The organism is Kiritimatiellia bacterium (assembly GCA_026417735.1).
In the GTDB taxonomy this organism is placed as follows: Bacteria; Verrucomicrobiota; Kiritimatiellia; order PWTM01; family PWTM01; genus CAACVY01.
Map to the genome: position 1 here is coordinate 55,244 of JAOACR010000023.1, position 23,731 is coordinate 78,974.

Annotated in this window: 18 protein-coding genes; 4 read left to right on the forward strand and 14 right to left on the reverse strand. The window is 67.7% G+C overall.

Annotated elements, in window-relative coordinates:
* Positions 1–32: 32 nt before the first annotated feature.
* Positions 33–1,157, reverse strand: a complete 1,125-nt coding sequence (locus N2652_11840) for a LamG domain-containing protein (protein MCX7819877.1) — start codon at positions 1,155–1,157, stop codon at positions 33–35.
* Between the two features lie 135 nt (positions 1,158–1,292).
* Here N2652_11840 and N2652_11845 point away from each other — a divergent pair, with 135 nt between their 5' ends.
* On the forward strand, positions 1,293–2,168 hold the full coding sequence (locus N2652_11845; protein ID MCX7819878.1) for a hypothetical protein: 876 nt from the start codon (positions 1,293–1,295) through the stop codon (positions 2,166–2,168).
* A 102-nt stretch (positions 2,169–2,270) separates the two neighbouring features.
* Here the strand turns inward: N2652_11845 and N2652_11850 are convergent, their stop codons facing one another.
* Positions 2,271–2,882 carry a YbhB/YbcL family Raf kinase inhibitor-like protein gene (locus tag N2652_11850; GenBank protein ID MCX7819879.1) on the reverse strand — a complete coding sequence of 204 codons (612 nt, stop codon included), beginning with the start codon at positions 2,880–2,882 and terminating at the stop codon, positions 2,271–2,273.
* A 450-nt stretch (positions 2,883–3,332) separates the two neighbouring features.
* Here N2652_11850 and N2652_11855 point away from each other — a divergent pair, with 450 nt between their 5' ends.
* The gene (locus N2652_11855; GenBank protein ID MCX7819880.1) at positions 3,333–3,560 is read left to right on the forward strand and encodes a hypothetical protein; all 228 of its coding nucleotides are present in this window, start codon (positions 3,333–3,335) and stop codon (positions 3,558–3,560) included.
* 216 nt (positions 3,561–3,776) lie between these two features.
* On the opposite strand, the gene recN is transcribed toward N2652_11855, so the two are convergent.
* The 12 genes from recN to N2652_11915 form a co-directional block, all read right to left on the reverse strand.
* Positions 3,777–5,456: a DNA repair protein RecN gene (gene recN, locus N2652_11860; GenBank protein ID MCX7819881.1), complete on the reverse strand. Its 1,680-nt coding sequence runs from the start codon at positions 5,454–5,456 to the stop codon at positions 3,777–3,779.
* A 108-nt stretch (positions 5,457–5,564) separates the two neighbouring features.
* Positions 5,565–6,746 carry an aldo/keto reductase gene (locus N2652_11865; GenBank protein MCX7819882.1) on the reverse strand — a complete coding sequence of 394 codons (1,182 nt, stop codon included), beginning with the start codon at positions 6,744–6,746 and terminating at the stop codon, positions 5,565–5,567.
* A gap of 267 nt (positions 6,747–7,013) precedes the next feature.
* The gene (locus N2652_11870; GenBank protein MCX7819883.1) at positions 7,014–9,956 is read right to left on the reverse strand and encodes a hypothetical protein; all 2,943 of its coding nucleotides are present in this window, start codon (positions 9,954–9,956) and stop codon (positions 7,014–7,016) included.
* Between the two features lie 11 nt (positions 9,957–9,967).
* Positions 9,968–10,438, reverse strand: coding sequence for a V-type ATP synthase subunit K (locus N2652_11875; GenBank protein ID MCX7819884.1), 471 nt, complete (start codon positions 10,436–10,438; stop codon positions 9,968–9,970).
* A 20-nt stretch (positions 10,439–10,458) separates the two neighbouring features.
* The gene (locus N2652_11880; GenBank protein MCX7819885.1) at positions 10,459–12,207 is read right to left on the reverse strand and encodes a hypothetical protein; all 1,749 of its coding nucleotides are present in this window, start codon (positions 12,205–12,207) and stop codon (positions 10,459–10,461) included.
* 58 nt (positions 12,208–12,265) lie between these two features.
* Complete coding sequence (locus N2652_11885; protein ID MCX7819886.1) at positions 12,266–12,874, reverse strand: V-type ATP synthase subunit D; 609 nt, start codon at positions 12,872–12,874, stop codon at positions 12,266–12,268.
* Between the two features lie 28 nt (positions 12,875–12,902).
* On the reverse strand, positions 12,903–14,216 hold the full coding sequence (locus tag N2652_11890; protein MCX7819887.1) for a V-type ATP synthase subunit B: 1,314 nt from the start codon (positions 14,214–14,216) through the stop codon (positions 12,903–12,905).
* Entirely contained in the window at positions 14,209–15,942 is a 1,734-nt protein-coding gene (locus N2652_11895) for a V-type ATP synthase subunit A (GenBank protein MCX7819888.1), read from the reverse strand. Before N2652_11895 ends, N2652_11890 begins: the two co-directional genes overlap by 8 nt.
* Positions 15,943–15,952: 10 nt before the next feature.
* Complete coding sequence (locus N2652_11900) at positions 15,953–16,489, reverse strand: DUF2764 domain-containing protein (GenBank protein MCX7819889.1); 537 nt, start codon at positions 16,487–16,489, stop codon at positions 15,953–15,955.
* A complete protein-coding gene (locus tag N2652_11905) occupies positions 16,486–17,148 on the reverse strand; it encodes an ATPase (protein ID MCX7819890.1) in 663 nt (220 codons plus the stop codon). The genes N2652_11900 and N2652_11905 overlap by 4 nt, the downstream gene beginning before the upstream one ends.
* 171 nt (positions 17,149–17,319) lie before the next feature.
* The gene (locus N2652_11910) at positions 17,320–19,539 is read right to left on the reverse strand and encodes a M60 family metallopeptidase (GenBank protein ID MCX7819891.1); all 2,220 of its coding nucleotides are present in this window, start codon (positions 19,537–19,539) and stop codon (positions 17,320–17,322) included.
* Between the two features lie 1,109 nt (positions 19,540–20,648).
* Positions 20,649–20,852 (reverse strand): hypothetical protein, encoded by a 204-nt coding sequence (locus tag N2652_11915; GenBank protein ID MCX7819892.1) that lies wholly within the window; start codon positions 20,850–20,852, stop codon positions 20,649–20,651.
* Positions 20,853–20,946: 94 nt separating this feature from the next.
* Between N2652_11915 and N2652_11920 the strand changes: the two genes are divergently transcribed.
* Positions 20,947–21,984 (forward strand): 2-hydroxyacid dehydrogenase, encoded by a 1,038-nt coding sequence (locus tag N2652_11920; protein ID MCX7819893.1) that lies wholly within the window; start codon positions 20,947–20,949, stop codon positions 21,982–21,984.
* A gap of 187 nt (positions 21,985–22,171) precedes the next feature.
* On the forward strand, positions 22,172–23,347 hold the full coding sequence (locus N2652_11925; protein MCX7819894.1) for an MFS transporter: 1,176 nt from the start codon (positions 22,172–22,174) through the stop codon (positions 23,345–23,347).
* Positions 23,348–23,731: the final 384 nt, after the last annotated feature.

Consider the following 23,731-nt stretch of genomic DNA (forward strand, 5'->3'; position numbering starts at 1 on the left):
AGCAACGATGGCGGCCGGCCGCTCGCGCCGGCTCAGCGGTACGTTTCCGCGCGCACGCGGAAGAAGCGCGTGGTCCAGGCGCCGGCGGGGACGACGATGGTGACGTTCGTGTCCGCGGCCAGCAGGTTCGTTGCACTCCCCCACGGCGTCCAGACCGCGCCGGGCCCGACCAGTCCGGCCGACTCGAGAGTTGCGCGCACATTTCGCGGCACAAACCACGACAGCCGCCACGCGGGGCCGGAGGTGGGCGCGAGCACCAACACCGGTACCGGCGCCCGCACTGGCGCCGCGTTTGAACCCGATGCCCACGACAGCCACGCGCCGTTCCCCGGCACACCCCAGCGCAGCTGTCCCACCGCGCCGGCGACCGAATCGGTCACCGCACTGCCGGTCCCCTCCTCGAACCGGAACCAGGCCGCCAGGCCTCCCCTTTCTGCCGGCGGTAGCACCCGCACCATCACGTTGCTGATCTCCCCGCCGGTCAGCGCGCGCGACCAGATGCGAAACTCGTCGAGGTCTCCGCGAAAGGACGGATACGCCGGCCCGGCATCATGTTTCTCCGCACCCAACACCAGAAAAGGGTCCGAGTCCGGCCAGGCGGTGGAACGACCGACCCGGTAGGCCAGATTCCCTGGCGGGCCGGCACCCGACGCGTCCAGCGCGCCATCTACGTGAATGCGCATCGCGCCGTTCGACTGCCGGACCAGGGCGACGTGATGCCACGCGCCATCGCCGACGTTCCGCGTGCCGACGATCGTATGCCCCCAGCTGCCGTTGTGCGCGCCGAACGCGAGCACACAGGTGGCGCCCACCCGCCCGATCGCCGCGCCAAAATCGCCGTAATCCCCTCCGCCGTACACGTCCCGGTCCACGATGATGTTGCCGGTGATCCAACCGTCTCCGTTCGCGCCGCTCTGCACCGTCCCGGCGTTGTTGGACCAGGCCGCCCGCATCCAGAACTCAATCGTGAAATCGCCGCCGACGTTCACCGCGGGAACCGCCGCAAGAGAGATCTTCACCCGGTCGGCCTGCCCGGTGCCGAGGCCGTGAAAACGGATCGCAAAACGAGAGCCCTGCGCGTCGGCAGAGAGCGCGGCCCCCACGACGATGGCCACCACAAGGTGCTTGAGGCGCCGCACCATGATCGCCGAGCCCATGCACAAACATTGCCCGGACCCGCCGGTTTTCAACCCCGGCAACCGCGCCGGCTCGACGTACCGCGGTGATCCCGGCAGGATTCCAGGGTCGCGGCGCCGCCGCACCGGTGCGGTCCGCAGGAGAGACATCATCCGATGATCAGGACACGCTTGGATCCCCGGACGAAGAGCATCGTCACATTGTGGTTGGCGACATTGGTCACCGTCGCTGCGGAAGAGTTCGGACCGTTGTTCCCCCGCACGGAGGGCCCCCGCTACACGGTGGAGGACTGGCGCCGCGACTGGCCGGGCTGCGAATACGAGGATGGCGTTGCAGCGGGACGGGTCTCCGTGGTGTCAATGGCCGGGGTGCGATGGTGGAAGGTGACGTTCGCGCCCGGCCGGATCGGCCCCGCGGACGGGGGAGCCGGCTGGCGCTGGCCGTTCACCACCCACGCGTGGCCGGCTGCAGAACTGGAGTATCGCCTGTTCTTCGAACCGCGCTTCCAGTTCGTGAAGGGCGGAAAACTCCCCGGCCTGTGCGGCGGACCTCGCAACGTGACCGGCGGCCGTGAATGCACGGGCTACGAGGGCTGGTCGGTCCGGCTGATGTGGCGGCGAGAGGGCCGAGGAGAAGCCTACGTCTATCACGCCGCAAAGGCCGGCGAGTACGGGGATTCATTGCCGTTTCCGGACGACTTTCGATTCCCCTGTGGCCTGCCGGTGGACGTCCGGCTATCGGTGGAGATGAACTCACCGGGCCAGACCAACGGCCGCGTGAGAGTGTGGGCGACGGACACCGCCGGCCAGCTGCGTCTGCTCGTGGATCGCGGTGACCTACTGTTCACAAAGGACCCCGCCATCGGCGTGGACAGCATTCTGTTTGAAACCTTCCACGGCGGCGCAGACGAAAGCTGGGCACCGACCGAGGCCTGCTCGCTCGCTCTGACCAGTTTTCGCGTCCGTTCTGCGCGCACTCCTCGTCCGCCCGGTGCTGAACCGGGGGGATTGCCGGCGCTCCGACGCCGCTGACCGAGCGCGGACTCAACGGGACGTGATTGACAATTCGCGGTGATGCCCCTCCCGCGCGGATCGGCCATCGGGGCAACGCGCACGCAGCAACAGCTGGTCGGCCTACTGGCGAAGGTACGTGCCCACCAGCTCCGCGGTGGCCAGGACGTGCCCTTTCATTGCCGCCTCCAGCTGCTGGCGGTTTGCGCGCGGCGGCAACTCCAGCATCGTGTCCAGCGCATACAGGCGAAAGTGGTAGTGATGCACCCCGCTGCCGCGAGGCGGCATCGGTCCGTTATAGCCGAGACGCGGCCAGCTGTTCATGCCCTGGCGCGCACCGCCAAGTGCCGAAACCGTCTCCTCTTTCGCGACTCCCTCGGGCAGCGCCGAAACGGTCGGTGGAATGTTCCAGATGAGCCAGTGATCCCAAACCCGACCGGCAACACGCACCGCATCCGGATCGTCGCAGATCAGTGCAAACGATCGCACGCCCGCCGGTGCGCCGGTCCACGTCAGCGGGGGCGAGACGTCCGCCCCCTCACCCGTGTACTTCGACGGAATCGGCTGATGCGGTCCGAAGGCCGTACTGCTCAGCTTCATCACGCCCTCCCCGGCACTCACCATGCCCAGCACTCCCGCCGCTGCCGCGGCGGCCAACCACAACCCCAGTCGACGATATCTCACGGCGGGATCAGCATACCAGCGCGCGAGCAGTCGGGCGAGCCGGCGCGGCATGCGCGAGCGAGCGGATCAGCATTGCACCCCCGCAGAACGGCTATATATTGGAAATGTGGAAGAGCGTTTGCCACGCTTGCCCTCTTGCCGGTGGATCGCGATGGTCGCAGCCATCGCGTTGACAGCGGCGGGAAATTTGGCGACCTCCACCCCCGTGCTGGTGCCGTCGGCGGCGGGGTGTGGATGCGGTTCGAATGCCCACTCGGCGGTGGGGGGGGAGGGTGGCTGCGAGTGCCCCTGTGAACCGGTATGCCCCTGTGAAGCCTCGTCACCATCCCCACTGCCGCTGATCGCGGTCCCGTCCGACGGCACTGCTCTCGAATCCCCAGCCCGACCGGAGATCTTGCGCGTTCCGACCTTTATGCGGCCGGAGAGCCGCACGGATCGACCGGCGGTGCCGCCGCCCATTGCCGAAGGTTGACCATCAAACGATGCCGCCCGAAGGAGGCGGTGTGGGGTGTTGTACTTTGGCTGTTCGAAGATGAGGAGTTCTCTGATGAACACGTTCCATCGTCGGGTTGTGCTGCGGGCCGCAGTGCTGCTGCTGGCGCTCCCGCTCATCGCGGGCGCGGCGGAAAGTGGCGGCGAACAGAAGCCGAAGCCTTCCGGAAAGGCATGCTGCGCCTGCTGCCGATGCGAAAACTGCACGTGCAATCCGTGCAAGTGCTGCCGCTGTGAAAACTGCGGCTGTTCGGTGAAAGCCGGCGGCGCAGGTGCAGCGTGCGGCGCGTCCAAGGCGAAGTAAGTCGCCGCGGACTTCGACGGCCGCCCGGGGCCGGGCCCCCGGGCGGCTTTGTCGTATCTCAGACGGCTCGGCAGTACATCATCGACGGCCGGATGCACCGGCGGCGGAACTTCCCGAGCTTCGGACGCTCGGCTGTGGGCCTCGGGGGCCTAGCGGCGCGCCGACCTGCGCTGCGCCCGTTCCAGAAGCTCCATCGCGTGCGCAAGTGCGGCGCGAGAGTCACCGCCGCCGAGCATGCGTGCCAGCTCCTCGATCCGGCCACGCTGATCGAGCGCGACCACCTCGGTATAGGTGCGGCCCTCGCGGATCACCTTGCGGACTGCCCGGTGGGCAGCGCCCCATGCGGCCACCTGCGGCAAGTGTGTGATGCAGAGCACCTGGTGGCGTTCGGCGACGCCCGCCAGCTCGCGCCCGACCGCATGACCCATTTCCCCGCCCAGATTCGCGTCGATTTCGTCGAACACAAGCACCGGGATCCGGTCGTGCTCGGCGAGCACCGCCTTCAGCGCGAGCATGAGTCGCGAGATTTCCCCGCTCGACGCGATCTGGCGCAGCGGTCGCATCGGCTCGCCGACGTTCGGCGCAAATCCAAACTCGACCCGGTCCATCCCGTCCGAGCGCGGCTCCACCGGGAAGAGGTCGACCGCGAAAGCACTGCCGGGGAATCCCAGAAACTCCAGCTCGCCGGTGACTGCTTCGGCCAGCTCCGCCGCCGCCGTGCGCCGGCGCGCGCGCAGTGCTTCCCCCCGTTGTTCCCGTTCCGCCCGAAGCCGCGCCAGCTCCTGGTCGGTTTCCGCCAGCCGCTGGCCTCGCGATCGGAGCTCCTCCAGGCGCACACGTGAGCGCGTCAGCGTCTCCAGGCACGCTGCAACCGAGCCGCCATATTTGCGCTGCACTCGCTGATACACCGCAAGCCGCCGGTCGAGCCAGTCCAGACGCGCAGGGTCCGCGTCGATGCCGCCGGCCTGGCGCGCGACCGCGAATCCCAGCTCCTGCACCGCCTCCGCGAGCCGCGCCGCCTCGTTACGCCACTCCGCGGCCACCGGCATCAATCGCGAAAGCTCGTCGAGAGGACGCTGCGCCCGCACGAGGGCGTTGAACGCACACTCCTCCCCCTCCGTCAGCGCCGCGGCGGCGCGGCCGGCGAGTTCCAAAATCCGGTGGGCATTGCCGAGAATCTGATGCTCCTGGCGGATCTTCTCCTCCTCGCCCTCCCGAAGGTCCGCCTCCTGGAGCTCGCGGACGGCGAGCTCGAGCAGCTCGATCTCTCGCGCAAAGCGCTCGTCGTCGCCGACTAGCTCGGCGCGACGGGCCTCGAGTTCGAGGATCCGCGCGTGCACCTCCGCGTACGCGGCCCGCTCCGTTTCCACGTGCCCGAAGGCGTCCAGCATCGCCAGCTGTTCGCCGGGGTGAAAGAGGGACTGGTGATCGTGCGGCCCGTGCAGATCCACCAGCACGTCGCCAATGCGCGCGAGCGTTTGCACCGTGACCGGGCTGTCGTTCACGTATGCCTGCCCGGTGCCATTCGCGCGGACAGTGCGCCGGATCAGCAGCTGGCCCCCTTCGCAGCGCGGCAGCTCCAGCTCCGCAAGCACCGCGTCCACATCGCGCGGATCCGGCAGCTCGAACAGCCCCTCCACCCAGCAGTGATCTTCGCCGCTGCGAATCAGCGAGCGGTCTGCCCGCTCTCCGATCAGCAACCCCAGCGCGCCGACCAGGATGGACTTCCCCGCCCCTGTTTCACCGGTGATCACATTCAGCCCAGGCTCAAACCCGGCGCGGACGTCATCCGCAATCGCGAGGTGTCGGACGCGGAGCTCTTTGAGCATGCTTCGGAACCCGATCCGTGGACTGCATAACAAGTGAGCCGGGCGCCGGCAAGCCGGCGCTTCGCGTGGCTGCCCCGAACCGGACGCGGCCACCACCCGGGCGCATGCTCAGCCGGAGCGGCTGAGGCGTTGCGCTGGCTGTTCCGCGAAGCGCTGATGCGCCTCGCGCAGAACCTCGAGAATCCGCTCCGCAAACGGACTGCGGGCGAGCGCCACACGCAACGCAGGCACGTCCAGTTGCGCCGCGTTCCGGCCCGGGAACCAGTGCTCGGCCTGGCCCAGCAGGTTGTACCGCATCTTCGCGTAGCCGGTCATGTCGAGCGCGACGGCCAGATTCCACAGACGAAGAATTTCAAACACGTTCACTTCTCCGGGGCAGTCCGACCAGCGCGGTACGCCGTCGGCCCAGTGCGCGAACCACTCCTCGCCGAGCACGCGCCGCATCTCGTCGTCCAGCCGCGCGGCGATGTTGCGGGCGAGCACCTCCCGCTCGCCGTACCGCGCCAGCGCACCGAGGTGTTCGTCCCAATCGGAAGGTCGCGCCACTCCGATGCTGAGCGTGTGCACCTCGGCCCGCGCGAGGCAGAACAGGTCGTTGAACTGCATCGGTGTCAGCGGCGCGCAGAGCCGGCGCAGTTTCTCGGGCGGTTCGTACAACTTCCCGCCCTTATCGTTCGGGCTGATGATCAGCACGCCCAGATCGTGCCGCGCGGCGGTCTCCACCGCGGGCCAGGTGTGCCGCTGCACGTAGTACCAGTGAAGGTTCACGTAATCGAACTCGCCGGTCTCGATCGCGCGCACGATCAGCTCGGTGGGTCCGTGCGTCGAGAAGCCGATGAACCGGCAGAGACCGTCCCGTTGCAACCGGCGAGCACCGTCGAGCGCGCCGCCGCGGCGCAGCGTCGCCTCGAGGAGCTCATCGTTGTTCACGCCGTGCACGGCGAGCAGGTCCACGTGGTCGAGCTGCAGCAGTTGAAGCGAGTGCCGCGCGGTCGCGACGAACTCGTCGGCCGGTTTCGGGCCCACCTTGGTTTGCACGAGAATACGGTCGCGGGGCAGGCAGCGCAGCACGCGGCCCAGTTGTAGCTCCGAGGTGCCGTAGCCGCGGGCGGTCTCGAAGTGACGCGCCCCGATCTCGAAGGCGCGCCAAACGCAGGCCTCGAGGTTCGCCTGTCCCTCCGCGGTGATGCCGCCAGCTTCCTCGTCCTTCCATGAGTGCTGAAACCGCATGCCCCCGCAGGTGAGCACCGGCATCGCGAGCCCGCTGCGGCCAAAGCGGCGGACCGGCACGCACACTGTGGGAACGGTGCTCATCGTCGTGGGCGACGGAGCGGCCGGCACCGCCGGGTCCCGCAGCCCCGCCGCCACGCCGGCGGGTCACGAACAGTGGCCGCCGCTCCGGCGACCCGCGCACACGTTCGCCAATGCCGCACCGGCCTCCCCGTTGTTTCCCCCAGACGGTCCACGCTTGCCGCACCCCTCGCCGCAGGGCGGGGCAGGGGCCATGTCGTCCCGCAGCGCATCCGCGGCGGTGACACCGCGGGCCGGCCGAAACCTTCAGTGCGCACCCTCGAAGACATAGAGGAAGGTCGCCGCGGGGGGCAACCCCCGGGCGTCAGCGCCGGTGGCGGCGTCGAGCACGAACGGGGAGCGCACGATCGAGGCAGGAAGCGCAATGGTTTCAATGCGGACCTGTTCGCGGTCGAGGTTGTGCGCCGCGGGGTCGCCCGCCATGCGGAACAACCGTACTTGCCGCGCGCCCGTGAAGGGGAGCTCGAGAGCAACCGGCGTGAAACCGTCGTCGCTCTCCAGCGGGTAACCGGCCACCTTGCGTGAAAGCACGAAGACACAAAGCCGGTCACCCCGTCGCGTCGCATAGCAGGCGGCCAGCGGAACGTCCCGGGCCGCCGGCCGGCGCTGGAACTTCGGCAGGTCGATCGTCGGCACGCGGAGTGTTTCCACCTGCAACAGGTCACCGGTCGCCTCCCGATTGAACAGCGCGAGCGTCATCCAGCACGGATGGGCGAGCGGCCCCACATGCCAGGCGGTGTGCGAAACCCAGTGGGTTCCGCCGTGGTGGAAGGTGAAAAAATTCTGCAGGTCGAAGTCCTCGGTCGCGCGCGCAAGGAATGTATCGAGCGTGGCGGTCCCGCCGGCGAGGCTCTTCATCGTTTCCTCTTGGGCGCGCACCTCGGCGGCGCTCATCGGGGGCTGATTGTTGAGGCCGCTCAGCGCGTAGCCCGGCCCCGCCTCGTACGTGCCGATCGCCAGCGGTGGACGGCCCGCCGCGACGAGCGCGTCACGCTCCGCTCTGAGCTGCGCGGCGCGGGGAAGCGCGGACTGTCCCGGCTGCATCAACACCTGGAAAAGGCCTGCGCGGTTGCTCCCGGCCGGTCCTTCACCCTCGTCCCATCCACCGAGGTAGCCGGCAATCGTCAGGTACTGCGAGCGGGGCGAGTGCTTTGCGGCCTGCGTGCCGTAGTTCTGACCGGCCCAACCGCCGAGAACAAACACAAATTTCCGGTCGAGACCGGCGCGTTCCCACCAAGGGCTGGCGCGCAGGCACTCGATCACATGCTCCTGGAAAAGGCCGTAGACCTCGCCACGGTTGTAGGTGTGGCCGGTGGCGCCGTCCTTCATCGCCTCGAAGACCCAAGGGCTGAACAGCCAGTTCCAGGTCTCGTTGCTGATCTCAAAGTAGATACGGTCGAAGGCGTCGGACCAAGGTGCGGCGCGGCCCTGCGCGAACCGTTTGGCCGCCCAGGGTTTCTCCGCGGGCGTGTCACGCTCCGGGTCGTAGGGCGCAGCGATGTACTCGACGAATCCGAGCCATTCCTCGGGCGACATGTGCATCTCAACCTGAAGCCACGGCCGTACTCCGGCCTTCTCCATTGCCGCCAGCGTTTGGGGCAGCGTGTTCCCCCGCTCCACGCCACAGATCACACCCGCCGGATTGGTGAACTGCTCCATGTCATAAGTTGAGGCGCGCGTCTTGATGAAAGCGTGCGTCCGGAGCGCGCTGATGGCGGAGGCCTTCAGATCGGCATATTCGTAGGGCAGAAAGTCAAGAAATGGTGCCGCATCGGCGTAGACACGATAGTTGTCGATCCAGACGGTTCCCGGCCCCTCAAACGCCATTGAGGTCTGTCCCACCCCGCCGGCCCCCGTCCACAGCTCGGGCAGGCGGAACGTGCCGCGGAACCGCTGCCATTCGCCGCCCAGTTCAAACACCAGCGGCTTCACCGAACGGGCATAGTGCCCTTTGAGAGAAAACACCGCTCGCGGTGTTGTCATCCCATGCTGTCGCGCCCAGAACTCCACCACGTAGGTGTACGCCGGATTGAGGACCGGATACCAACTTTGGCCCGTGCCGGCGTGGTTGTATTGCTCGAAGAGCGCTTTCGCGCCGGGCTGAAGCTCGATCCGTAGCGAGGTAGCGCCGCCGTCCGCGACCGGCGCGCCGGGCCTGTGGGGTTCGAGAACCCAGGTACGGCCCGGCTCCTCATCGGGATAGAACGGCACCCCGTCGGGCATCGCGAGCCGGTTCTCGTGCGAGCCCCATATGCGGTTGGAGAGGTGGCGATGGCGCGAAAACGTGGTGAAGGTCTTCTCAACCACAATCCAGTCGCCCCTACGGATGTACGCGTGCGGATCGGACGGCGTCCCGCCCGCGAGTTGGAGGAAGAAGCCACGATGCTGCTGGGGCGGGAGGTCCGAACGGTAGACGCGGTAGCCGGCGAGCGGCACGTCACCCGGCGGGGGCTGCCACGTCAGCCGCGCCGAGTCCGTCACCGGATCGTAGACCGCCCGCAGGTTGCGCGGCGCCGGTGGGGAGACGCCGCTGCCGCGGTCCGAGTTGAACTCGACCCGCACCAGGGAGGTCGCTTCTGCGGTGCGCTCGCGTTTGCCCGTGCGCTCCCGTACGACGTCTGCGGCCGCCGCGCACGGCGATTCACGGCCGGCGACATCGATCGCGGTCACCGTGAAATAGTACGGCACGCCGGGTCGGTTCCAGTCGTCGAAGCGGTGCACGAACTCCGGTGCGTTCGCCGCCACGAGCCGGTCTCGGCTGGTCCCCGACTCGAGCCATCCGCTGATTGCACTGCCGCCCTCCGGCACGATGTCGCGCCGCACGATGTGCAGCCGGCCGCCGACGATGCGGTAGACGCGTACTGTGGCCCCGTCGTAAAAGCCCTCTCGCAGGGTATCGTGCGCGGTCGCGGCGGTGGCGTCGAGGATCACCCGGTCGGGCGCGTCAGCGGCGGCGAAGAGGCGCGTCCGGTACACCGCGGGCTCGAAGCTTGCGGTGACGAGCGCATTGCCGAACGGACCGATCGTCGCGGTGAAGGCTTCGACGCCGGCATTGGCGAGGTTCGTCGTGATGCGGAACACGGCCGGGGCACGATAGCGCGCAGCGTCCGCCACCGGGCGCTCTCCGGCCTCGCTGGCGGCGGCCAGCAGAACCGCCGCAAGCGCCGGGCCCCGCCAGTCCGTCCTCATATCGGCACGGCTCAGCCGGCGGCCGTTCTGAATACTGCGCCGACGAATACCAGCACAAAGAGCGCGATGGTTTCGATGATACCGAGCACCATCAGGTAGTTGCCGAAGCCCTTGCCCGTCTCCGCAAGCGCGTCGGAGGCGGCCGCCCCGGCGATGCCCTGCCACCAGGCGGAGGCGCCGATCGCCATCCCCCCGAAGAGGCCGGCGCCGAGCATGGCGCCCCAGTTCGCAAAACCCGCTGCGTTGCAGAGCGCGGTCATCTGGTTCATCAGAATCATGCCGTAGATCGTCTGCGACATCGGTGCGCCGGCGAACACCGTCAGGATGAACGGTGCAGCTTTGTTTTGAGCGAAGCACTTTTTCCAGGCGCCGATCGCGGCGGGGCCGGCGGCGCCGGTGCCCAGCGCCGAGCCGAGCGCCGAGAGCCCAAACGCGGCGGCCGCGCCCAGACGGCCCAGGGTGGCAACGGTGTCAGCGTCCATGGTTGGATCTCCTTTCCGAGTCAGGTCTCCGGGTCCGCCGCCTCGTCCCGCACCCGGCAGAACGGGCGGTACGGCAGCCCTGTCCACTGCAGGCCGATGTGGCCCGAAAACTCCAGCGTGTTGAGTCGCACGCCGTGCACCATCACGCCCATCAGCGCGAGCGCAATGTTGAGCGCGTGCGCCAGCACCAGGAACAGCACGCCGAGCAGCGCGGTGCGCCATGAGCCCAGCATCGGCGCGAGCATCCGGTTCAGATTGTCCGCAACCGCAAAGGAGGCGGTGCCGACCGCGTAGAGCCGGATGTAGGACACCACGTCCACAAAGTTGCTCACCACGTTCAGCGGCAGCATCACGTGATTGAACCACTCATTTTTCAGCTGGCGGAGTGGCGTCATGAACAGCACCACAAGCGCGAGCGAAACCGCAAAGACCGACAGCATCGCGCGCGGGAACGGCGCACCGAGCACCATCGTGTTGGCGAAGAAAAACATCGTCCACGTGATGCCGAGCCAACCGAGCTGTGCGAGGGACTGCGCACTGCGCCCAAGACGCACCATGTTCCAGAGGTGCGCGAGCGAGAGGTGCACCAGCGCAATACCGAAACACAGCCGTTTCACATTTTCGCCGTCCGCCAGCCAGTCAACGCGCGGCAGCGTGGCCGGCTGGGCGCCGAACCAGGTGCCGGTCAGTGCACCCCATACCACGGTCGCGCCGCTCATCGCCAGGAGCAGGCGGACGAGCTGGCGCGGCATCGCCGGCCGGCGCGCGCGAGCCCACAACGTCGCACCCAGGAACAGCAGCCCGTAGCCGGCATCGCCGACGAGCATCGCAAAAAACAGGCCGAAGAAAATCAGAAAGGCGCCGCTGATGTCCGTCTCCTGATACCCCGGCAGGATGCCAATGAACCGCATCAGCGGCTCGATCGGCTTCGCCCAGCTCGGCAGACGCAGCAGCGTCGGCACGCGGTCGTCCGCGGAGGGCTCCTCGACCACCAGACCCCAACCGTGTCGTGCGGCCGACGCGCGCAGCCGGTCGAGGCGCTCGACCGGGCAGTAGCCGCGCAGATACACGATCGAGGCGCCCGCGCTGCCCATGGCCGCCCTCGCTTCGGCCAAACGCCGGCGGTCTTCCGCCTCATTGGCCAGCGCTTCAACGGCGGGGCGCTCGGCCGCATACTGTTCCAGCCGCCCCGCCAATTCGCGGTCCTCCCGCTCCAGGTCGGCGATGCGCTGCTCGATCTGATCCAGCGACATTTCCGGCAGCCGCACCTCCCGTGCGTCGAGCTGCGGCGGTTCGCTCCGGCGAATGAGCGCCCAGTATACTGCCGGCCCCTCACGGCCGACCTCGACCGCGACCACCTCCGGAGGCACCTCGGGCCGATCCTTTGCAGCGAGCTGGTAGAGCCGCAGATGCACCCCGCGAGCGGCGAGCTGACGGACCGCGGCCGGATCGAAGCGACCCAGCGGCCGGATGCGCTCCTGTTCGTGCCGCAGCGCATCGAGCTCGTCCGCGATCTCTTTGCGACGGTGCAGAATGTGCCAGACGTCGCGGACCACCTCGCCGGCCGGCCGGCCCGTCGGCGCGCTGCGGGCGACCCGCGGCAGCAGCTCGAGCGCGGCGCGCACATACTCGACCTCCTTGCGAGCGGTCTCGACGTCCTCCGATTCGATCGTGCGGACGGCCTCCAGGTGCAGCAGGCCGAGCTCGCGCAGATGCTCGAGCGCGTTCTCGCGATCGCGCTCGATCGCCAGCACCGTCACTTTGGACATCGGCACGATCACCGCGCAGGATCACCTCCCGGAACGGCACGTTGTGGGCGAGACGGGATCATCCGGCAGCCGTCGCCTTTTCGCTGGACTTGCCCTTCGCGATCTTTGCGCGCGAGACCGCAGCGGTCATCTGATCGCCCAGGAAGATGCGGATCACCCGGATGTTCTCGCGAGTTTCCGGAATCTTCACCTTCTCGAAGAGGTTCACGCGCTGCGTCGTGGTGCGCAGTTCGTCCCGCAGCGCGCGAAGCTGAGCCTCCAACACCTCCCGCTCGACGCGGAGCCGGATCATCTCCTCCAGCGCCGCGCGACCGTCGTCCACCCAGGGTGGCGTGTTGAAAAGGTCCGGCATTGTCCGGTCGAACTCCACCGCCTCGAGAATCGGAATCGTCACGCCGGCGATGTTGCCGACACCGGTGCGCACCCGGCGCAACCGCACCAGCGCGCCCACATCGTAGGGCTCGGAGAACAGCCGCACCCAGCCGGCGAGGCGGGCGTCCAGCGCGGCCTCCCGGCGGTGGTATTCCTCCAGCTTCGCCTCAACGCCGCGCACCTCCATCTGCAGCTGCTGCTTTTTGAGCATCAGCGTCGGCAAATAGCGCTGGTAGCGTTTCAGCGCGTCGCGCTGCGCTTTGAGTTCGTTCTTCGTGTGTTTGATCTTCGCCATCGTCCGAACCGCGGTGTTCGGCTGCTGTTCAGCCGGCCGCCGGCGCGGCTATCTTCGGCCAGAACTTTTCGATCAACTTGGTCGGGATCGCGGTCTCCTCCGGTTCGAAACACTCCGCAAGGATCCGCCAGCCCAGGTCCAGCGCCTGCTCGAGCGGGATGTTCACGCGCAGATCCATCATCCGCTCCTCGAACAGCCGTCCGTACTTCAGCAGCTTGCGGTCCCAGTCGCTCATCCGGAAGCCCATCGCCTGTTTCTCAAGCGTCTCTTTGAAGCCCGCATAAAGCTGGATCATCGTGTTCATGATGGTGCGGTGATCCTCGCGCGTGCGCGCGTTCACGAGCTGCTTCAGGCGCGAAAGCGATCCGAACGGCTCGATGCGACCGTTGCGGAGGTAAAACTGACCCTCGGTGATATAGCCGGTGTTGTCCGGTACCGGGTGGGTGACGTCGTCGCCCGGCATCGTCGTGACCGCGAGAATCGTGATCGAGCCGGCCGTGTCGAAGTCCACCGCCTTTTCGTACCGGGCGGCGAGCTGGCTGTAGAGGTCGCCAGGGTAGCCGCGGTTGGACGGGATCTGCTCCATCGTGATCGCGATTTCCTTGAGCGCGTCGGAGAAGTTCGTCATGTCGGTCAGCAGCACCAGCACCCGCTTGTTCTGCAGCGCAAACTGCTCTGCGACCGCGAGGCAGACGTCCGGCACCAGCAGGCACTCGACGACGGGGTCCGCGGCGGTGTGGATGAACAGGATCGAGCGGGAGAGCGCGCCCTCCTGCTCGAGCGTGTCGCGAAAGAAGAGGTAGTCGTCGTGCTTCAGGCCCATGCCGCCCAGGATGATGAGGTCCACCTCCGCCTGCAGCGCGATGCGAGCGAGCAAGGGGTTGTAGGGTTCGCCCGCCACGGAGAAGATCGGCAGCTTCTGCGACTCGACCAACGTGTTGAACACGTCAATCATCGGGATGCCGGTGCGCACCATGTTGCGGGGAATGATGCGCTTGGCGGGATTCACCGACGGCCCGCCGATCTCGATCGGGTTTTCGTAGATCGCAGGACCCCCATCACGCGGCAGGCCGCTGCCGGTGAACACGCGGCCGAGCAGCGACTGCGAGAACGGCACCCGCATCGTGTGACCGAGGAACCTCACCTGCGAGTCCGTCGCGACGCCGCGGCTGCCCGCAAACACCTGTAGGTCCACCCTCCCTCCCTCGATCCGAATCACCTGCGCCAGCGACGTGCCGCGCCGCGAGGTCACCTGCGCCAGCTCCCGATAGCCGACGCCGGTCGCCTGGACCGTGATCACATTGCCCGCAATGCGTTCGATCCGGTGATAGACCCTATGCATACTCCGCGACCTCCGCGACCATCGCCTCGATGCGCCGTTCGATTTCCGCGAACTCCAGCGCCGACATCTCCACCCGGTTCCAGTCCTTCACCGCCTGCGTGAGGCGCTGGAAGAACCGGCGCGCCGCGTCCTTCGTCTCAAACTTCATGGCGGTGCGCAGAATGCGTGCGATCCGCTCGAACACGTACCGCTGGCGCGCGGGCGGCGTCGCGGCGTCCACCGGGTGATATGCATCCTGCTGCAGATACACCGCGTCGAAGAACTCCGCTTTCAGGTAGAGGATGAAGTCCTCGATCGAGGTGCCCTCCTCGCCGACGACCTTCATCATCTGGTTCACATCGTTGCCGCGCTGGAGCACGTCTCGCGCAATCGCGACCTGGTCGGCCGGCACCACGCCCTCGTACTTGCTCCACGACTCCAGGGGGTGAATCGCGGGGTACCGGCGCTGATCGGACCGCTCGCGTGAAAGGCCATGAAACGCGCCGACGACCTTCAGCGTGCTCTGCGTCACCGGTTCTTCAAAGTTGCCGCCCGCGGGGCTGACCGTGCCGCCGATCGTCACGGATCCGATCTGACCGTCGCGCAGCCGCACGATGCCAGCGCGCTCGTAGAACGCCGCGATCACACTCTCCAAGTAGGCGGGGAACGCCTCCTCGCCGGGGATCTCCTCGAGGCGGCCGGACATTTCCCGCAGCGCCTGCGCCCAACGAGAGGTCGAGTCGGCCAGCAGCAGAACGTTCAGCGCCATCTGCCGGTAGTACTCCGCGATCGTAATCGCGGTGTACACGGAGGCTTCGCGCGCGGCGACCGGCATCGAGCTGGTGTTGCAGATGATCAGCGTCCGCTCCATCAGACTGCGGCCGGTGCGCGGGTCGGTCAGCTCCGGAAACTCGCGCAGCGTCTCGACCACCTCGCCGGCCCGCTCGCCGCACGCGGCGACGATCACGATGTCGACATCCGCATAGCGGCTGGTGAGCTGTTGCAGCACCGTCTTGCCGGCGCCGAACGGGCCCGGAATGCAGTAGGTGCCGCCGCGCGCGACCGGGAAGAGCGTGTCAATGATCCGGATCTGCGTGGTGAGCGGCTCGGTGGGCCGCAGCCGTTCCGCGTAGGCGCGGATCGGAATCTTTACCGGCCAACGCTGCACCATCGTCACGGTCTCGACCGCGCCACTGCCGCTCCGAAGCCGCGCAATCGGCTGCTCGATCGTGTACTCGCCGGCGGGCGCGATCTCCTCGACGGTCCACTCCCCCCCCAGCGCGAACGGCACCATGATGCGGTGCCGGAAAATGCCCTCAGGGACCGTCCCGAGGGTATCGCCCGCTTCCACCGTGCGACCTGCCTCTACGACCGGCGTGAACGCCCAGCGGCGGTCGCGAGGCAGGGGGTCCAGATACGTGCCTCGCTGCAGAAAGAAACCGCACTTCTCCGCCAGCTTCGGCAGCGGGTTTTGCAGACCATCAAATACCTGCGTCAGCAGGCCGGGCCCCAGTTCCGCCGAGAGCAGCTCGCCGGTGAATTCGACCCGGTCCCCCTCCCGGAGGCCCGTCGTGTCCTCGAACACCTGCAGCTCCGCATAGTGTCCGCGAACGCGGATCACCTCCGACTTTAGCCGCAGGTCGCCGAGCCGGGCATAGGCGACCTCGTTCTGAACCACCGGCTTCTCAAATTCGACAATCAGTAGGTTCCCGCTGACGCCAACGATTTTTCCGAGGTTCTCGCTCATCGTGTCCGCCTCAACGCTCCCCGGCCGTACCGCGGACCGCCCGCTCGACCCACTCCGAAAGACGTCGCCGGCCGGCGTCCGCGTCCATCCGGCTCCAGCGCTCCAGGATCCGCAGCTTCAACGCATAAGCCAGCACGCCCTCCAGATCGAACGGGCGGAACCGCGCCAGGTCCTCCGCCAGATGCCAGCGGCACCGGTCCAGCTCCAGCTCCCGCTCTAGCGGCGTCGGCCGGCCCATCGCGTCCATCACCGACCGCTCCAGCGCGACGTCCCAACCGGTGTGTTCGTGCAGGAAGGGACGCGCCTCGATCCCGGCCGCCGCCGCTCGCGCACGTGCGACCGCGTTGCGCAGCTGCGTGTCCCGCGCGCGCCACTCCGCAACGAACGGATGTTCCGAGGGGGCCCCCTCCAATAACGCATCGAGCGTCGCCCTGTCGGCCGGCGTCAGCAGCCGCGCCGCCGCGGCACGAAACTGCTCCACCGACATCGGCGGCGGGGAGTTGAACACCAGCGCCGGCAGACTCGCCGCAAAGTATGCGTATTTCACGCGCGGGCGCCTCCGCCGGTCGTCGACTCGGCGCTTTCGGCGGGCTCCTCTGCCGCGCGATGCACGATCTCCGCCAAATGCGGCCGCAGAAAGCGGCTCAACGCCTCCGCGATCGCCGGTTTCGTAAAATCGTGATAGACATGCCCATCCTTCAGCGCGACGCGGAATCCGCCCCGCAGACCGCTCTCCGCCCGGATCGTGATGCCCTGCACCAGCTTCTGGCGGTACTGGTCGGCAAAAAACGCGATGATCTGCTGCTGGTCCTGCTCGCTGATGAGGAACTCCACCCGGCTTTCCTCGCCCTGTCGTTGACAGTACGCCTGCGCGATCTTCAGCATCATCTGCTGCAGCGTTGCGATGTCCAACGCGCGGTCCACCGCGTCGCTGACAATGTCGTGCAGAATGTTCTCGATGCCCTGACCGACCGCGATCAGCAGATCTCGCGCGGCCTGCTCCAGTGTGCGTTTCGCACGTTCCGCAAACACCGCCGCATCGCGTTCGGCCTTCTCCAGGATCTCCCGTGCGCGTCGTTCCGCCTCGCGCACCTCCGCGGCCGCCTTCTCCCGCGCCTGCGCCAGAATCCGTGCCGCCTCGGCCTCCGCGCGTTCGATCGCGTCGGCGCGAATCCGTTCGATCAGATGTTGAAGTTCCTCGGCCATGAGCGGGCTCCTTTCGCCGGCGGTCGCCCGCCGAAAAGGTCCGTCAGTCTACGCCCTCCCCACCGCCGCTGACAAGTCGCTACGACCCGCTCCAGACCGTGGCGCAAGCCGAGCCTTCCACGCCGATGTACGCGCACCGGATGCGCCCCCCGCCGGCGGCGCTCCGGACACTCACCGCTGCGGAGCAGCTTCCCGTTCCGCCGGCGACCAGCTCTCCGGCATCCACGGCGGCAACTCCGCGACCCGTGCCCGAGCGGCCGCGGAGGTCGGCACACCCCACGCCTCAAACCACGGCCCCAGATTCCGGCCCACAGACCGGGAGAGGCGAACTAGCCACTGATCGCGACATTCTTCGTCCGTGCGGGGGCGTTCGGCGCGCGGCAGCGCCCGGTACTCGGCGAACACACGACGGAATGGTTCCCAACCGAATGCGGCGCGCAGCTGCATGTACATGCCGAGGGCCAGAAAGGGCTCCCGCTTCCAGTCTTCGAAGCGCCGGCCGCCGGCGACATACCGCTGCCACAACCGCCGCTGCGCCTGCGGAGTAATCTGGGGATGGCCGGTGAGGGGGGGACGACCGCACACGGTTTCCAGCACGTACAGGGTGAAGAGGTTGACCGTGACCTCGGCGGTGCCCTCGAAAGTCCAGTCGGGCTCCTGATGGTTGTGGCCAAGCTCGTGGAACAACCCCCACTGGCCCTGCAGGACCGCCGCCCGGCTGACCAGTACCTCGTACTGATCGGCATGCGTCATGATGGGGTAGCCAGAGTGCATGTAGCCGGCACTGATCTGAACATCTGGCACAATTCGCTCCGGCCGCGCGCGCTCGGCGGGGCGGCCGGCGAGCTCCGCGCAGGCGTCCAGCACGCGGTCCCAGCTCTCCATCAGTCCCTCAGGATCCTCAAGGCCGCGCAGCCGGTCGGAGGGTAGCGTCAGAATCACCCGCCGGCCGACCAGTTCGCCCCAGGGCGCCGGAGCCTGCCGCGAGCGTTGCCAGTCCTCCGGAGGGGTGATTCCGCGCCGGAACAACGGCGCCTCCACCGCACCGCTGACCCTCACCCGCAGCGCGTTCCTGGGCGCAGGCCCAGCGCGCTCGAGATAGAGTAACCCCCCGAACGGACTGGCCACTGTCACGAACGAATTCGTAAGCTGAATCGCGCACGAAATCTCCGGATATCGCCTCCATTCATCCAGCTGCCAAAGCCGGTCCGTGTGAGCGCCGATGCGGGCGGTGAGACGGGCCTCCTGTGCCTCCGCCTCAAGCTCGATGCGGACCGGTTCGCCCGGCGGCACATACAGGCCCGTCGAAACCCATCCCTCCGGGCTGAGATCGAGCACGAGCTCCCGCCGGCTCCGGTCCGCCTCGGGCGGCACCGCGCCCGGGAACACGTCCACTCCGGGCAGCGCACGAACATCATGCGGTCGCCGCGCACGTGCACCCCGCATCGCCCACGTGATGGCTGCCCGCCGAAGCCACTCCTCCCGCTGCGCCGGCCGTGCCGGCACGGGCGGATCCCACGAACACCGGCCCAGCTTTTCATCGAGCAGGGGCCGAAGCAACGTGTCGTCGTCAGGCAGCCAGCGAATGGCCGCGTTGAGAATCGCCGTGGCCTGTGGCAGCTGGGACCTCGCTGCGCCGGACTCCAGCGCGTTGAACGCGGCAAATGCGTGGGTCAGCGAAGCGCCCGCAGTTGGCGGATGGTCCACCGACAGAGGGAACTCGCACGTTTCAGCCGTCCACAGAATACCCCACCGTGCACACAGGCGGTTGGCGGGATGTTCGCTCAGCCGCCGGCCGTCGCCGGTCCACGACCAAGCGGTCTCCGCAATGATCAGCCCGCCGCCGCCCTCCACGTGGGCCGCCAGCTTTTCGATCGCTTCGATAGGGATCCGACGCCCGACCGCGATGACCACCTCGGACGACACCGCGCCGGTCGGCTCCAGCGCAACGACTTCCCCTCCGCCCGCCTGCAGCACACGCTCCGCACCGCCCCATCCGACGGTGGCTACCCGGAGTGGCCGGCTGTGCGCCGCCGCCCCAGCCACCCACCGCACCAACGCCATCAGCCAGCCGCTCGACCCGGGCGCCGCCGCCGCTCCCGGCAAAAATCCATCGTGTGCCAGCGCAACGACGCGGCCGCGCCCCGCTTCCGCAACAGCTCCCATGGGTACCTCGACGCCGTCGCGCCGCCCGGTCAGCCACACGCGGCTGCGTGGTCCAAACACCACCAGTTCGCCCGGCACCGCGGAGCGCGGCCACTGCGGCGGGGGCGTGGGCAGTTCCTCCGCCGTGGCCGGGGCGGGAATCACGGGCCGGGAGGCGGGCGTCGCGCGAACCCCTGTAGCGTCGCAGTGCACCGCTGCGGCGGTGAGGACGCACCGCCACGCCATCGCCGAGGAACTTCGGCATGTTCGAGCGTGCATGAGCACAGAGACAATAGCACGCCCGCACTGAGATCGGGACCTCGCCGCTGCAGCGCCACCCCCCGACGATCACTGTGAGCCGTGGTCGCAACGCAGTTCGTTGCGCACGATCGCGCGATCGTCGGCGGGCGCCCTCCTCAGCGCTCTTGGCGACCACAAACACGGGCACTGGGAAGACGACGTCCACGTCGGGTCCGTGCTGTCGGCCGAGCAGGCAGAGCGTCCAGCTCACCCTGCCGCGGGTCGCCGGTTGGCAAGAGGGAATCGCAAACATGACCGGTACATGCACTGCGTCGCCCCCGACGGGCCGTCTTGCGGCTTCGACCCGTTGGAGCACCGACCAGCGGCGTTTCACCGAAGGCCACATCCCCACCTGGACCCGCTCGAAGCAGCCCAACTCCACATCCAGCTGCGCACAGGCAAGGCCGCAACGCGGCCGGATCACCACTCCCGCTAACCACCCTCCGACCACACCCGGCACCGTGCCAAGCTGAAAAACCGCGGCGCCATACCGCCGGTGCACCGCCCATTCTCGTAGCGTCCAGATGAGGAGCATTACCCCGATCAACGCGAATGTGCCGAGCACCAGAGACCCCGCTCCCATCCGCGGCGCCCCGGCGGCCAGCATCACCGCCAGTCCGACTCCCACCACCGCATGCCACAGGGTGGCAAAACCCGTCCACACCAGCACGATTGCGCGGTTGTCGGCTCGAACATGGCCCCCCGCCCAGTCCTCTCGCCATATCCAGGGCGCCTGGGGATGCGCCGAAGCCAAACAACTGAGCGGGTGGCCACCATCCCTCCGACGCTCATTGCAAGGCCAACACCACCGAAGAGCAACGCCAGTCCTCCCTGCAGCACGGCCAGCTCGAGCCGGGAACGGGGGGCCAGCACCGCGAGCCCGGGAGGGTTCGGAGAAACACGGACGCTCACCGGTTCCCCTTGCTCGTGCGCGCGGCGCAGCCATTCATAGGTGCGCCGACGCCAGCCATCGAGTCTGTCCGCCCCTGTGTGGGGATGCCAACCTGCTGTCTTTACATATTCGCGGCCGGCGAAGTGATAGCGATAAGTCGCCGTCACCTCCCAGAGGGTGAACTCTTCGCCGCGGTGCTCTCGCAGCGCCACCCTCGTATCCACGCCGTCGCATGCGGCCAGCTCCGCATCTCGGCGGCCTCGCGCATCTGCGCGGCGAGCCATCCCCCAAACACGCCGCCCGCACCGAGCACGGGCAGCCCCACCATCCTCAGCGCCAGCGGTCCGGCCGGCGAGCGTGGCCGCATGACCGCATCATGCTCCGGCACCGCTGACCCCTCAACCAGGGATGAAAACCGCGGAATCGACAGTACAGTCACCGTAATGACGAAAGTTGCGCCTATTCCGGTTGCGGTGTTCGACGCCAAACCGTACGACCGAGACTTTCTCGAGCCGGCGTTCCGACGGGCGGGGTTCGAGGGCCGCTGGCTGACGCCGCGGCTGGGACCCGACACTGTCCGGCTCGCCGAAGGATCACCCGCGGCCTGCGTATTTGTGCACGACGATGTCTCCGCACCGGTGGTCGAGGCGCTCGTGCGGCTGGGCGTGCGTATCCTCGCGCTGCGTTGCGCTGGGTTCAATCACGTCGACCTGGTCGCCGCCGGTGGCCGCCTCACGGTGGTCCGTGTGCCCTCGTACTCGCCGCACGCGGTGGCGGAGCACGCGGTGGCACTACTGCTGGCGCTGAACCGCAAAGTGCACCGGGCATGGCTTCGCACCCGTGACAACAACTTCTCCATCCACGGCCTTCTCGGCTTCGACCTGTACGGGAAAACCGCGGGGCTGATCGGGCTGGGGCAGATCGGCCGGGTTATGGCGGGCATTCTGCGGGGATTCGGCATGCGCGTGCTTGGTCATGACCCGCATCCCGACACCGAGTGGGCCGCGCGCACCGGCGTGGAGCTGACGGATCTCGACCATCTCTATCGCGACTCCGACGTGATCTCTCTCCACTGCCCCCTCACCCCCGAAACGCAGGGGTTGATCAACGCCGCGGCGATCGCGCGCATGAAGCGCGGCGTGATGCTCATCAACACCGGCCGCGGGCGCCTGATCGACACCCGCGCACTGCTGGCGGGCCTCAAGAGCGGCCGGATCGGCGCCGCCGGCCTCGACGTCTACGAGGAAGAAGAGCGGTACTTTTTCGAGGACTTCTCCGCCTCGGGCATCGAGGACGACCTGCTGGCACGCCTCACCACCTTCCCAAACGTGCTGATCACCTCGCACCAGGCGTTCTTCACCCGCGAAGCAATGAGTGCCATCGCGGAAACTACCGCGCGCAACCTGCGACAGTTCTTCGACGGCCGTCCGCCGGAGAACGAAATCTGTCACCGCTGCGCGCGGACTCCGGAGCCGTGCCCCCGGCTCCCCTCCGCCTGAACGCCCAGGCCTCCACGGCGCGGAGCGGCTCGACCGGCCCGGCCCAAGCGCGGTTCTCTGCACGACCCGCGGAGCTCGTCCCCTCACACCGGCGGGGTTGCAATGTGCTGCGGCTCCAGATAAGTAGTCCGTCAATGAAAGAAACAATCCGGACGCACACCGGATCCAGACGGAGGAGACAACCGCGATGAACTGGCCGCTCTACACCAAACTCAGCCTGATGATGGGCCTGCAGTACGCGATCTGGGGTGCGTGGGCGCCGGTGCTGGCCGCTCGGCTTCTCGGACCGCTGAAGCTCAACGGCAAGCAAACCGGCTGGGTGTACGGCACGCTGCCGCTGGCCTGCATCGTCGCGCCGCTGCTCTCGGGTCAACTCGCCGACCGCTATTTCAACAGCGAGCACATCCTGGTGGCGGCCCATCTGCTGGGAGCGCTGTTCATGTTTCTGGCCGCGCGCCAGGAGAGGTTTGCGCCGCTGCTGGGCGCGATGTTCGGGCATTCCTTCTGCTATGCGGCGACGCTGCCGCTGGTGAACGCGGTGATGTTTGCGCACGTGACGCCGCAGAGCGGCATCAACGTCGGCCACGTTTTCATGTGGGCACCGATCGCGTGGGCGCTGGTCGGTTACGCGCTCAGCGCCTGGCGATTCCGCTTCAAGACCGGTGAACGCGGTGTGGACTGCATGTATCTGGCCGCCGGCCTCGCCGTCGTGATGGCGCTGGCCTGTCTGACGCTGCCCGCGACGCCGCCCGCGCGACAGGGTACAGCGCCGATTCTGGACGCGATCGCGATGCTGAAGCAGCCGAACTTTCTCGTATTCGTGCTCGTCTCGATGGTGATGGCCGGTCTGATGCAGTTCTATTTCCTGGGCTCGGCCCCCTTCCTGCAGAGCATCGGCATCGGCAACCGCAGCGTCCCCGCAACGATGGCGATCGCGCAGGCCGTTCAGACGGTCGCGACGTTTCTGCTGCTCGGGCCGATGACGACAAAGCTCGGATTTAAAGCCACACTGATCGTCGGTGCGGTGTCATGGGCGATGCTGTACGGCGTCTATGCGTTTTCGACCTCAAGGCCGGTGGTGGTCGCCGCGCAGGCGCTCCACGGCGTCGCCTATGTCCTCTTCATCATCGCTGGCCAGATGCTGGCCAACACCATGGCGACCGAGGCGGTTCGCAGTTCGATGCAGGCGCTCATCTTTGCCGCGACCACGGGGGTTGGACTGTTTCTCGGTACCCAGCTGGCCGGCGCGGTGATGGACCGCTACGGAGGGGAAGGCGGGTTCAACTGGTCGAAGATCTTCGCGGTGCCGTTTGCGATCGCAGTGATCAGCATCGTGATCTTCGCGGCCGCATTCCAGGCCTGAGGCGCGTAGGCAGATCTGAACGCGGCTGGACCACACGACGGGGTCGGACGACCGCGAGGAAGGGTAGTTCTGCTGCAGCTCCTCCCCTAGCCAGAACTGCGTTCGCTCTCACCGACCGGGGCATGGCAACTAGCAGGGAAGCGCGACGACACCGGTGGTGCAAACTCTGCGCTGCACGTCTCCGCCGCCCAACCGGCCGCGAAGATCCGTCCCGCTTGCCAGCAAGTGGTTCACCTGGACCGGCCCCCAGCGGCCCTCCTTTCCGCCAGGCCAACCGGTGCAACGAGTCCCGGCAGATGCCCGAACTCTCTGGGGTGCCTGCCCTACCTACGAAGCACCTCTTCTCTGCGACGGCGTGGAATGGTGACAAAGGCCTCGTCATCG